Source organism: Rhodanobacter sp. MP7CTX1 (assembly GCF_014205795.1).
GTDB lineage: Bacteria > Pseudomonadota > Gammaproteobacteria > Xanthomonadales > Rhodanobacteraceae > Rhodanobacter.
Genome location: NZ_JACHCN010000007.1, coordinates 182,052 through 194,658, shown reverse-complemented (window position 1 = coordinate 194,658; position 12,607 = coordinate 182,052). Strand labels below are relative to the sequence as shown.

The window sequence follows — 12,607 nt, the reverse complement described above, 5'->3', positions numbered from 1 at the left end:
GACTCTTAGATAGGTATCGGTCAGAACACAGCGCATTGAGTGCCTGTGTCGGCCAACTTCCCGATCCCTTCAAAGGTCTCGCCAAAAATGCGCAATCGTCTTGCCCTTCAAATAGCCCTTGTGCTCGCCAGCAACTCGCCGTGGCTTGCTTTCGCCGAAACGCCCGTGCCGACACAGCACACCGCAGCCATCGCGGCCATGCCGCTCGCGCAGGCACTGGATCGCTTCGCTCATGAAACGGGCATGCAGATCGTCTATGGATCGAAGATTGCCGATAGCGTGCGCAGCCCCGGTGCAGCAGCGGGACTAGCGTCGGTGCAGCAGTTGCAACAGCTGTTGAAAGGCACTGGACTTACCTATCGCTTCATCACGCCCGGTACGGTGACGATCGTCCCGGGAAACGTGTCGTCGAGTGCCGTGTTGCCAGCCGCCCCTGCCCCGACGACAACAGGTAGTAACCCTTCCGGCCCCAACGGTGGCGGTACGCCCACTGCAAGCAACAACACCAAGGAACTCGATCAGGTGGTCGTCACCGCGCGATCCGGTGTGGGCGTCCGCACGAAAGCGGAGACGAGCTACTCGATCACCACCATCGATGAAGACCGGTTGCGCATGGAAGCCCCAACGAGCGTCACCGACGCCGTGAAGTCCGTGCCGGGATTTTGGGTGGAGGATTCCGGCGGTGAGGCCAGCGGCAACATTCGGGCACGGGGCATCCCGGTCGACGGCTTCGGTTCGGTAAACCTGCTCGAAGACGGCATTCCTGTGCAGCACGATCCCGCTCTGGGGTACCTCAATGCGGATCAGGCCTTTCGTCTCGACGAAACCATCGATCGCATCGAAGTCGTGCGCGGCGGCCCATCGTCAATTTTCTACTCCAACGCACCGGCGGGCGCGATCAACTTTATTCCGCGCCAGGTAGATGACGTGGCCGAAGGGCTCATTAAATATACGGTCGGCAACTATGACCTGAATCGCGTGGATTTCTGGTACGGCACGCCGCTTGGAGATGGCTGGAAGTTGAGTACCGGCGGTTTCTATCGGGTCGATGACGGCATTCGCGATCCCGGCTTCAATAACGACAAGGGCGGCCAATTGCGTGCGACGCTTTCGCGTACGTTCGAAAACGGTGATGTCAGCTTCGACGTGAAGCACATGGACGACAAGGTGGCGCTTGACCTTGGCATTCCCATGTATAGGAACCCGAGTGGAGATCTCGTGGCGGTGCCAGGCGTGAACGGTAATTACGGTACGCTGGCCGGCCCCGAGACTGAGCACATGCAGTTGCAACAGGGCAACGGAAGCGACTACAACTTCGATAACAGCCTCGGCACGCAAGTGAAGCGTACCCAACTCACCTTCAAGTTTGACTACAACCTCGGTGATGATTGGAAGGTCGCCGAGGGTCTGCGCTACAGCGATACCGACACCCAGCGTAATGGCGTTTATCCGAATGCCGTAGAGACAGCAGCGACCTTCCTGGCTTCAGCGCAGTCTCGGCTGGCCGAGTACTATCCTGCGGCCAGTGGCATGCAGCTTCAGTACGTCAATGCGCCGAATCAAGTGTTCAATAACGCGAATCAGAACGGTAACGGCCTGGTCGTGCTCGGCGGCTTGCGGGGCATCACCATGCCGATGAACGAAATCACCAGCGACACGCGTCTGATGCGAAAATTCGAATTTGGCGACCAGACGCACGATGTCACGTTCGGCTATTACTATGCGCATTTCGACCAGAGTTTTGATCGGTATTCCTCATCCGTATTGATGGATGCATCCGATAACGCGCGCCTATTGAATCTGGCTGCGGTAAACGCCAACGGCACCCCCATTGGCATGCTGACTGACAACGGCATCTACGCGAACGGCTACGAATGGGCACACGCAAGCGGTACATCAGCGACCAATGCGTTCTACTTTTCCGACGAATCGCAGGTCACGGACAAGCTACGCATAGACGCGGGCGCACGCTGGGAGAAGGTGAATACGCAGGGCTGGACTGAAAGCCCGGAGACGGTGAATCTCGGCACGCCCTGGAGCTCGAACATCCTCACTGGCAGTGGTCAGTTCGTGGATTACAACCATAGCTTCGACAAGCTTGGCTGGACTCTTGGTGCGAACTACCAGTTCGACAATCACCAGGGGTTGTTTGCACGCTATACATCGACCTTTCGCCTGCCCAATCTAAGTTCATACATCACCACACCGACTGCCACGCCGATTACGCAGACCATGGTCCTGCCCGAGATCGGGTACAAATTCAGCAACCGCTATCTCGATGCCTACGCGACGGTTTTCTATACAAAATATAACGACGTCAACTTCAGCAACTACGCATTCAACATCAATACTGGCGCTTCGACTGCGGAGACCGGTTATGCAAATACGGAAACCTATGGCCTGGAGCTCGAAGGTACCTTCTATCCTTCATCGCTATTCGATGTGCAGTACGACGCCACGCTGGAAGATCCCAAGTACAAGGGCCTGAGCTATACGACGGTCGTTGCCGGTGCGCCTGTATTGCTGGACTATGACGATAATCAGTTGATCCGCGTACCCAAGGTTAGTGCGCGCATCGTGCCCGGCCTGAACTTGCTTCAAAACAAGATCCGCTTGCAGATGTCCTTCGAGTACGAAGGCAGGCGTTATACCGATACCGCCAATTCAGTCGTTTTGCCGCAGTACCACACGATTGGCTTCAGCGCTCGTTATCAAGCGACGCAAGATCTATCGGTATTCCTGTATGCCGACAACCTCAACAACTCGCTTGGCTTGACCGAGGGCAATCCGCGCTCCGGCGAATTGAAGAGCAGCGATGCAGGGGCTACGGTGTTCATCGCGCGCCCGTTGTTGGGACGCTCGTTGCGCGCTTCCGTCATGTATCGCTTTTAAATCGTGATGGTATCGGACATGTCTGCAACCTTCCATGCAACAAGGCGTCGCCTCCTGCGACTCTTCCTGGGATCCACGTTGGTGGCGGCCAGCTTCTGTGCCATGGCACAGGATCGCATCTTGCACGGCGACATCGACGGGCGAGACAACGAGACCTATCGCAGTGTGCCGTTCGATGTGCCCCCTGGTGTCACGCGCATCACGGTCGCCTTCGACTACACCGGCATAGAGCAGCACACCACCGTCGATCTCGGGCTGCTGGGTCCGGATGGGTTTCGGGGCCAGGATGGTTTTCGAGGTTGGAGCGGCGGTAGCAAACACGTCTTCACTGTATCGGCCACCGACGCCACGCCGTCGTATCTTCCGGGGGCAATTCGCCCCGGTCGCTGGACGCTGCTCTTGGGCATTCCCAATATTCGAAACAACGCGCATGCGAGTTACACCGCACGCGTCTGGTTTGCTCATGACGCCGCAACAGCATGGGGCCCGGATGTCTTGAACCCGCCACTGCGAAAGGAAGCCGGCTGGTACCGCGGCGACCTGCATATGCACGGGGCACACAGCGATGGCAGCTGTACCAACCAGAGCAGAGCGCAACGTGTTCCCTGCCCGTTGTTCCTGACTGTTGAAGCGGCGGTGAATCGTGGATTGGACTTCATCGCGCTGAGCGATCACAACACGGTGTCGCAGTTCAATGATATCCGGGAGCTGCAGCCGTACTTCGACCGCCTTCTGCTGATGCCGGCGCGCGAGCTGACCACGTTCAGCGGCCACGCCAATCTGTTCGGCGCATCCCAGCCCGTCGATTTTCGGGTGGGTAGTGCATCGGTACCGGATTGGAATGCTCTGTTGCGCAACGTCTCGACCTTGCATGGAGTGATCTCGATCAACCATGCGAGACGCCCCGATGACGAGACATGCATGGGTTGTGGTTGGGCGCCCAAAGATCCTGTGGACATGCATCTCGTCCAGGCTATCGAAGCGGTCAACGGTCCGGATGCCATACGTCCAGCGCTATCGGGGATCCCGTTCTGGCAGAATCAGATCAGCAAAGGCTATCGCCTCACAGCGATCGGTGGCAGCGACAACCATGATGCCAAATCGGTGGTATACCTTCCGGGCAGCAGCATCCCGATCGGAACACCGACCACGGTGGTACATGCGCGCGAACTTTCCATGCCGGCCATCCTGGATGGCATTCGTGCGGGGCACGTCTTCATCGACGTGCAAGGCACTCGCGATCGCATGCTCGACCTGACCGCGCGCGCAGGCGACCAGACAGCCGAGATGGGCGATGCGCTATCCGCTTCAGCGGGAAGCACCGTGAAAATCACAGTCACGACATCAGCACTGGCTGGTGACCATATCGAAATCATTGCCGATGGCAAGACGATACAGCCCAATGCCGATCTGGCCATCCATGGCGCGCAGCAGTCGGCGTCATTCGATTGGAGCAGCGACGGCAAGCGCCACTGGGTCCGTGCCAACGTGCTTGGCACTGGTGGCGAACTGCTGATGGTAGGCAATCCCATTTACATCAACGGCTGAAGACGGTTGCCGTGTATGCCGATTGCGCTATGCGAAAGGTGGGCGGTGTGGAGGACTGAAGCTTCTCCACAAAAAGCCTCCGCTAGATGAGCAGGCAGTGCCGTCGCGCCCATTGGTGTGCGCGCGGCTCAAGGCGGCAGCGCGTTGAACGGGATGCAGATGCGCGGCGTATCGTTGCCATGCGGCTCAACGAAGTGCTCGAACCAATGAGGGAACAGAACAAGCAGTCCGGCTGAGGGATGCAGCTGGATGTCCTTGAATGCGTTTGCTCCGGAACCCTTGGCATAGGAATTGTGCACGCCGGGTCGCGGGTCCTTGAATACCAGCGCGCCGGAGCCTTCTGGAACCTGCAGATAGAATGTTCCGCAGAGCAGCGCCCCTTCGTGCATATGCTGAAAGTTGAACCCACCTCGATCATGGATATTCGCCCATGACTGCAATTCGAACGCAGGCGAGGCCAACCCCATTTCGTTGAACGCCTGCAGGCAATAGTCGCGTATGGTTTTGTGCAACTCGCCGAAGATGGGCTGATGCAGGACGGCGTTATCCGTACTATTCCAGCCTCCGCGATTGGTCCTTCCTGCAGGAATCGGAGCAGCTGCCCGCAAGGCTTCGATTGTCGCTAACCATTCAGCGAAACGCGACGAAAACCGGTTCAACGAAACCTGCCAAATGCGAGTCGGAAACAGATCGAAAGGCTTCGCCGGCGGCATGCCTTCTTGCGAGGCTGCGGTGCGCCCACTCACCGTGACGTTGTGACTCCATCCCATTACACGAACGACCTTGAACAATTCATTCGAGCGATTGAATCAGACTCCGCTGTTACTCGCAATGTTCTCCAGAAAATGGGGCGCGTAGAAAGAGACTTCCTCCCCCCCAGTCGGAAGCGGACCTCCCGCGATGGCCGCTTGGCCCTCCGCTACGCCAGGCCCGCTCGCGGACAAGGCCATGCGTTGCATCAATTAAATAGGCAATGCCGCAAGCCCGGCGGCGTCAGAGTTCAAGCACCCTGATATGCGATATCGTTTGATAGATGGACGGTCTGCAGGTGGCGGATTCGCTACATAAGTCGCAGGAGCTGCTCCCCTGATCGGATTCAGCTGAATTGGTTTCAGAGCGAACGAACTCGGACTCCCTGGATCTGACCGAAGAATCGCGGCGAGATCGCCCTCCTCTGCCCTGATAACTTGCCCTGATCGTCTTTCCGACGCTTGCTCGGCTAGTTGCGGCTATTTCCTCACCGTTACCGACGACAGGGGCAAGTTATCCAAGGCGGCCATGGGGCGCCCTGGCATGCGCGACCTCCGTGGTGCGCCCTAGCCCAGGTATAGCCGTAGCTACCGCGCCAGACCTCCTGGCGAGCATCGACATCGCTTTCAATGTCAGGACTTTTCCGCTGGTGTTGATGGATTGCTGAATCGGTCAATGATTATTTTTGGAATGACGAGACCGAGGCTCATCGCGAGAGTGATGGTCGAGGCAGTCATACCGTCAGAGATCGCTCCCCCTATCAACGACAGCGTTGGCTGTGCACCACCGGCAATCTGCACAAGCCCACTCATCATCCTGAAAAGATAGACGCCGGGAATCATCGACACGACGGCAGCGAAGCCGATGGCTGCAAACGGCATATGCGAGCGGCGAGAAACTGGAGTGAGTATCAATCCGACGACGATGCAAGCGACAAGTGCGCCGGCGGCGGCACCAAAGCCGAACACGATAAGTGCAACCCAGCGCAGGGCATGGGCCAGCATGCCCACCGCCACCGGCCAGTGCAGCATGTTCAACGGCATGGAAAAGAAGGTGCTGTATGAAGCAACCGCAATGCCGGCGGCAATCACATCCTGCCATAAAGCAACAGTACGTCCCGGTGGATCGACTGGGAGATCAAGGCCAAGCAGAGCCAGGCCCAGAAGCAACCCCGTCGAGATTGCAACGACGATGAGGCCGGCATAGACCAATCGCGCTGCGCCAAGATGGACACGGCCGCTTATAAGATCCATGGCACTATTGAGGAAGTGTGGTCCTGGCACCAGGACCATGCACGGACAAACTGCGACAAGGCGCAGTGATGAGCTCAGACCGAATCGAACCGCCAACGCGCCGATAACGCCTGCCAGTATGGCTGCGCAAAATGGTTGCAGAAATTCGTTGGTACTGAGATGTGAGAGAGCTCGGCGTAAGAAGGCTCCAGATCCGGCGCTCACGAATATCAGGATCGTGGAAACGAGATGGCCGCCGCCAAAAATCACGGATAGCGCTACGGCACCTGCCGCCGCAGCAAGCGCGAAGAGCCACGTTGGTGCGGGGGGCGCACGCGATATCAAGCTGATCACTTTCGTTGCGGTATCTGGCGCGAGCCGCCCGGACTCCACATCCTCTATCGCCTGCATCGTCGATGCTACGCGCCCCATATCGACCCCAGCGGGATCAGCCGATAGTTGGGTGATTAAACTGTCCCCCGTGCTATCGGAGCGCAGTTGAAGTTCTCCCCAGCGTGCGGTGACGTTCGCACGTAAGCCAAGTGCACGGGCAAGACGCTCAGCCGCCGCCACGGTCTGATCGGTGGCCTGGCCGTTGATGAAAAGTGTCCGCGCGAAAATGAGGACGAGATTGCGACGCTCATTGGAGGTCATCAGGCTTCATCCAGATCCATGCGCCTGGGCACTTACGATTTATAGAACTGGTCGAAGCGCCTGGGGCAGCTCATCCTGCTCAACCGATGCGGGACCATGACTTGCGGGGGCATTGTCGACGCTCTCGGTACCGTCAACTATGGCTCACTTCTTTACTCTTGGCTTGGCCGGCTTTGAGTTTGGTATGTTTTCAAGCTTGAGGATTGATGCCGTGACGGCACGCGTCTCTCGACAAGCATCGGCATCCTGCTTCAGATCAACCCCATAGGTAGGGATCATTTCCTTGAGTTTTGGCAGCCAACCGCCGGGGGTTAACTTTGGCGCAAAACATTTTTGCAGAACTTCGATCGCAATGAACGCGGCCGTCGACGCGCCGGGGGATGCGCCCAGCAAGGCGACAAGCGAATTGTCCTCTGCGGCGACAAGCTCGGTACCGAACTCGAGCACACCTCTCTTTTGAGGATCCGGCTTGATGATCTGCACACGCTGTCCCGCGACTGCCTCACGCCAGTCATGCTTCTTTGCGTTGGGGAAAAATTGCTGAAGCAGGGAAAACATGTGACCTGACGACTGAAGGACTTGGCCAATGAGATACTCGCTGAGTGGCCAATTGTCCTTGGCAACCTCAAGCAGCGGAAGGAGGTTGCCTGGCCGGATGGATTCGAATAGGTCCGCATATGAACCGTACTTCAGAAACTTGGTCGAAAATCCGGCATATGGTCCGAATAACAACGACTTCTTGCCTCCAATGATCCGCGTATCGAGATGCGGCACGGACATCGGAGGAGAACCATGCCCGGCCTTGCCATAGACCTTTGCGTGATGGCGCTTGCTCACGGCGTCGACATCACAACGCAACCAAATGCCGCTGACCGGAAAGCCACCGAATCCATGGCCCCCAGGAATGCCGGACTTCTGCAAGAGTTCAATGGCACCGCCGCCGGCACCGATGAAAACAAACTTCGCCAAGGTGGCGTGAGTCTTCCCGCTTTCAATATCCTTGACCTCAACACGCCATCTGCCGTCGGCCTCCCGATGCAAACCGACTACGCGATGCTTGTAGTGAACGGAGAAGCCAGCCTGAGCACTCAGCTGATTGACCAGCAGATGCGTGAGCGCGCCGTAGTCGACATCCGCGCCGGTAATCATCCGTGTGGCGGCGATGGTTTGCCCCGTCTGTCGACCCTCGATGATCAGCGGAGCCCATTGCGCAATTTGCTGGCTGTCTTCGCTGTATTCCATGCCTTCGTAGCAGTGGTTGGCAGACATGGCTTTGAAGCGTGCTCGAAGAAACTCCACATTCTCTTCGCCCCAGACAAAGCTCATGTGCGGGCAGGCGTTGATGAAGGCTTGTGGATCCGCAATGGCGCCCTTTCGTACCAGGTAGGTCCACAGCTGTCGCGACAGGTCGAACTCGACATTGACCTGAAGCGCTTCGGAGATATCGATGCTTCCATCCGCGCGCTCTGGGGTGTAGTTCAACTCGCAATTGGCGGCGTGGCCAGTACCTGCGTTGTTCCATCCCTCCGAACTCTCCAGTGCGCAATCGTGTAGCGTCTCGTACAGGGAAACGGTGAGTGATGGCTCCAGCTCCTTCAGGAAGGTGCCCAATGTTGCACTCATGATTCCGGCGCCAATGAGCAGAACGTCGACCGCGCCTGTAGATTTATCCTGCGACATGGTTGTCTCCAAGTGAATAGGCGATCAAGTCACTGGACTTTGGCGCCTTGGGCGACAAAGAGCGGATCAACACCCTGCGCCAGAATGACGTAGGCGCGCCTCCACGGCTGATCATCCACCAGCTTCCAACTGTGGCCACTGCCCGTCGTGTCTTCGGCGAGCAAAATGTCGCCCGGGCGCAAGATGAAGTGCTCGCCCGTGCGTGTCTGAAAATCCAGCGTTCCGCTAAGGGTGATGACAAACTGGCGGATGGGTGCGTCGTGCCATTGAAACACTCCACCGGCCTTGGTCTCACGAAACGATATGGTCGAAACGCCGGCGGTTCCACTGAGCACGTCGCCCCGCTCGCCCTTGGGTAGATCGATAGACCCTTCCTCAAAGTAGGAATTGCCGTCGTCTCCAGTCCACAGGCGGATGCAACGAATCATCGTGTCTTCCTTCTGGATAAGTGGTCTAGTCAGAAGCCGGCAGGGTGCGGCCCTCGGCTCAAGCGCCGCCGAGCCCGTCTCCGATCATGGTCAACGGATTAACGATCTTGTCGAACTGCTCCTGGGTGACCTTGCCGGACGCAAGCGCGGCTTCTCTCAGGGTCGACCCGTCGGCGATTGCCTTTTCGGCAATGTGAGCGGCGTTCTGGTAGCCGATCACTGGGGACAGTGCGGTCACCAACATCACACTACCTTCGACATATCCTCGAATCTTGTCGCGGTTAAGTTCAGTACCCTCAACGGAAAATTCGCGGAACTTTCCGCATCCATCGGCAAGAATGCGTGCCGATTTCAGGAAATTATTGATGATGACCGGCCGCATGGCATTGAGCTCAAAATTCCCTTGGCTTCCGGAAAACGCGACCGCCGTGTCGTTACCGATGACCTGAATGGTGATCATCACCATGGCCTCGCACTGCGTCGGATTGACCTTGCCTGGCATGATCGAAGATCCCGGCTCATTGTCCGGAAGCTTTAGTTCCGCAAAGCCGCAGCGAGGACCCGAAGCCAGCCAACGCATATCGTTCGCAATTTTCATCAACGCGACAGCGAGCCCGCGCAACGCCGCATGTGCACGGACCATCGCATCAAGCGATCCCTGGACAACGAATTTGTTCGGCGCCGTAACGAAGGGCTTTCCGGTGAGCTCGGCAATCTTGTCGGCAACGTCCTTGGAGAAGCCCTTCGGCGCATTCAACCCCGTGCCGACGGCAGTGCCCCCAACGGCGAGGTCGTAGAGACCTTTTCGACTCGACTCGATGTCCTCGATGCATGCCCGGATCTGGCCAGACCATCCAGACCACTCTTGGCCAACCGTCATTGGCACGGCATCTTCAAGATGGGTGCGGCCGATCTTGACCACGTCCATCCAGCCACCAGCTTTTTTTTCGATCGTCTCAGCGAGCTTGGTTACCTGTGGCAGCAGCGTCGCGTCAATCGCATCCACCGCGGCGATGTGCATGGCAGTGGGAAACGTATCGTTGGAAGACTGCCCCATGTTGACGTCATCGTTCGGACCTACAGGCTGTTGTGATCCAAGAACTCCACCAACCAGCTGGATCGCCCGGTTGGAAATAACCTCGTTGACGTTCATGTTGGATTGCGTACCGGAGCCGGTCTGCCACACAAACAAAGGGTAGTGCTCGTCGAGTTTGCCCGAGATGGTTTCGTCGGCTGCTCGAACGATCGCCTCCTTCTTCCAATCGGGAAGGCGGCCGGCTGCGCTATTCACCAGAGCGCAGGCCTTTTTGACGTAGCCGTAGGCGTGGTAGACGGCCTTCGGCATCAGATCGTCACCGATTGAAAAATGCAGTAATGAGCGCTGCGTTTGGGCTCCCCAATAGCGGTCTGCAGGCACTTCAACCGTGCCCATGCTGTCAAATTCCTTGCGCAACCCGGCCGCGCTTAAACCAATAGGGAGGTCGCGCAAAGTCGGGGGCTGATTGGCGTCAGTCACACGTTGCTCCTTAAGTCGCTAGACGTGCGAGTCAGGATTGGAAGCACACCAGACAGACGGTGACGGCAGGCCGCCAAGGTGTGTTTATCGTTGATAGCGAGTTGCACTCATCGCATCCCGTCGAAGCGACGCCCGCTCAGGGGGCCATTAGCTTACAGGTCTCCTTGTGATCTTCTCGTGAGCGAAACATGGGTGATCGAGTTCACTGTGGCTGAGAACTTGCTCCTCCCAAGCGTCAATAACGCGCTGGGTTGATACGCCTGCGCTGCAACGGCCGCATGGACTCTTTGCGCACCGAATCTTTCGACTCGTTTGCATTGGAAAGTATGCCTGCCGAACGATCCAATCACATATATGTCAATGCCATCTTGCTTGTGCCCGTTCTCACCATAGCGATGAACGCGCCCATCGCCTCTGTACAGGCGCTCAAGGAGGAAGTGGCAGAAGCGCTCAAAGCCCTCACGCAACACTAAGACGCCTGGCTGACAGGCGAACCACGATTTGTTCATAAAAGTGTTGCGCCGCCCGACCGACCACGGCGCAACAAAGGGTGCCCTGCCCCGGACGCAACGGGAAATTTGGCTATCCGGCGAACAAACTCAACGTCTGACCGGGCTTGACGACGCAACACCCATCCGGAAGTACCAAGAATGCGAAATCCAACAGTGCTGGCATGGTTCCTGATTGTGGCCCCCGCGGTGACTTCGGCAGCTAAGTTTGAGCACAAGCGGAAGCTGGTTTGTGCAATGTCTGCACCTAAGTTTGAGCTGATCTCGCAATCGACCTCTAAAGCTCTACCACCGCCGTCGGGTTCGTCGAATGTTCTCCGTATTCAACGAGGGAGAGCTTGCCTTCCTGACCTCTACCCTGCTGCGCTTGCTCAATGCCGGTGACTACGCATCGGTTCCCACGCAGCTCATGCGATGGACGAAGGAGACCATCAACGGCCGCCTGGTCGATAGCACCGGACTGTTGAGTCGTCGAAAGGCCGAAGTCAATCTTTGGAACACAACGTGACCAACCTTGTCCTGCTTGGGCAAAAACATCGCTGGTGGTCTAAGCCCCCAGTCACTTAACAAGGCGAACAGCTGGAGGCGCGTCCACTGGTAGTCCTTTGCGGAAACACCGCCCATGACGCTGCCCGCTTCACCTACAAGCGCGCAACGGAAATCCGATGAGTTCTCGTAGTCCCGAATCGTCTTGGGGATCGACACCCTAAGTAGATCCAGCTTCCGCTGGATGTGCTGCCGCGTAACCGCCATACGTTTTGCCTCTCGATTAGCCTGGACTGTCGCGCATATCTGATATACGGCAGGTCAAGCAAGGCTAAAAGGTGACTCGTCCCGGGCTTGTTGGGTCTCCTCCTCTGGTCATCAAACCTCGCCACGATAAAGCTTGAACTGCCCCTCCTCCGAGCGCAGCTCTTCCGACCCCGAATGGCCTGCCTCATCGGCCCATATTGCGAACTGGAGGTTGCAGGCTGCGCAACCGCACTCGCCGGCACACCGAGGCGCGCACAGCACAGTGCACGAACAAGGCAAGCTCATATCAGGCTGTCGCGGTGCCGAAGCTAGGTCAGGGAAGTAGCCGTACGTTTGCGAATACCTATGCCTGCCTTCATTGGTCGCTATGTGACGCGGAGGAACGATGCGGGAGTTCATGCTCGTTCCTCGAGGAAGCAAGGGCGCGCAGAGCAAGCCCCTCGGTCTTCATGATCCTTTACCAACACGGGCTTCAACGTCTCCAGCGACGCCAACTTCTGTCGAATCGGTGTCCATGTGATCTGTGCCCGTGTGAGTAACAAGATCAAGTCCTCCGAGGGGTCACACCACCATCCGCTTTGATGCGTTCACCGGGGATCAAGCAAGTGTGTATACGACAGTCACACATATTGGGCCCTGAACATC

At 57.5% G+C, this 12,607-nt stretch carries 9 protein-coding genes; 4 read left to right on the top strand and 5 right to left on the bottom strand.

Annotated features, from left to right (window positions below; translation table 11 throughout):
- Positions 1-87 precede the first annotated feature (87 nt).
- Positions 88-2,892, top strand: coding sequence for a TonB-dependent receptor (locus tag HDE77_RS11265; RefSeq protein WP_184417415.1), 2,805 nt, complete (start codon positions 88-90; stop codon positions 2,890-2,892).
- A gap of 18 nt (positions 2,893-2,910) precedes the next feature.
- A complete protein-coding gene (locus HDE77_RS11260; protein WP_184417414.1) occupies positions 2,911-4,440 on the top strand; it encodes a CehA/McbA family metallohydrolase in 1,530 nt (509 codons plus the stop codon).
- Positions 4,441-4,568: 128 nt separating this feature from the next.
- Here HDE77_RS11260 and HDE77_RS11255 read toward each other — a convergent pair whose 3' ends face one another.
- The 5 genes from HDE77_RS11255 to fumC all read right to left on the bottom strand — a co-directional run bounded on the left by HDE77_RS11255 (position 4,569) and on the right by fumC (position 10,700).
- A complete protein-coding gene (locus HDE77_RS11255; protein ID WP_255482664.1) occupies positions 4,569-5,231 on the bottom strand; it encodes a TIGR02466 family protein in 663 nt (220 codons plus the stop codon).
- A gap of 591 nt (positions 5,232-5,822) precedes the next feature.
- A complete protein-coding gene (locus tag HDE77_RS11250; RefSeq protein ID WP_184417413.1) occupies positions 5,823-7,076 on the bottom strand; it encodes a threonine/serine exporter family protein in 1,254 nt (417 codons plus the stop codon).
- A gap of 144 nt (positions 7,077-7,220) precedes the next feature.
- Positions 7,221-8,756, bottom strand: coding sequence for a malate dehydrogenase (quinone) (mqo, locus tag HDE77_RS11245; protein WP_184417412.1), 1,536 nt, complete (start codon positions 8,754-8,756; stop codon positions 7,221-7,223).
- A gap of 29 nt (positions 8,757-8,785) precedes the next feature.
- Complete coding sequence (locus tag HDE77_RS11240; protein WP_184417411.1) at positions 8,786-9,184, bottom strand: hypothetical protein; 399 nt, start codon at positions 9,182-9,184, stop codon at positions 8,786-8,788.
- A gap of 58 nt (positions 9,185-9,242) precedes the next feature.
- A complete protein-coding gene (gene fumC, locus HDE77_RS11235) occupies positions 9,243-10,700 on the bottom strand; it encodes a class II fumarate hydratase (protein ID WP_184417410.1) in 1,458 nt (485 codons plus the stop codon).
- A gap of 278 nt (positions 10,701-10,978) precedes the next feature.
- Here fumC and HDE77_RS11230 point away from each other — a divergent pair, with 278 nt between their 5' ends.
- Positions 10,979-11,173, top strand: a complete 195-nt coding sequence (locus HDE77_RS11230) for a hypothetical protein (RefSeq protein ID WP_184417409.1) — start codon at positions 10,979-10,981, stop codon at positions 11,171-11,173.
- Between the two features lie 346 nt (positions 11,174-11,519).
- On the top strand, positions 11,520-11,717 hold the full coding sequence (locus HDE77_RS11225; RefSeq protein WP_184417408.1) for a hypothetical protein: 198 nt from the start codon (positions 11,520-11,522) through the stop codon (positions 11,715-11,717).
- The last annotated feature ends 890 nt before the right edge of the window (positions 11,718-12,607 follow it).

Bases quoted from the DNA above. Each gene is read 5' to 3' on its own strand.
- mqo (WP_184417412.1), bottom strand. From the start codon at position 8,756: ATGTCGCAGGATAAATCTACAGGCGCGGTCGACGTTCTGCTCATTGGC.
- HDE77_RS11230 (WP_184417409.1), top strand. From the start codon at position 10,979: ATGGACTCTTTGCGCACCGAATCTTTCGACTCGTTTGCATTGGAAAGT.
- HDE77_RS11260 (WP_184417414.1), top strand. From the start codon at position 2,911: ATGTCTGCAACCTTCCATGCAACAAGGCGTCGCCTCCTGCGACTCTTC.
- HDE77_RS11250 (WP_184417413.1), bottom strand. From the start codon at position 7,076: ATGACCTCCAATGAGCGTCGCAATCTCGTCCTCATTTTCGCGCGGACA.
- HDE77_RS11265 (WP_184417415.1), top strand. From the start codon at position 88: ATGCGCAATCGTCTTGCCCTTCAAATAGCCCTTGTGCTCGCCAGCAAC.
- HDE77_RS11225 (WP_184417408.1), top strand. From the start codon at position 11,520: ATGTTCTCCGTATTCAACGAGGGAGAGCTTGCCTTCCTGACCTCTACC.
- HDE77_RS11240 (WP_184417411.1), bottom strand. From the start codon at position 9,184: ATGATTCGTTGCATCCGCCTGTGGACTGGAGACGACGGCAATTCCTAC.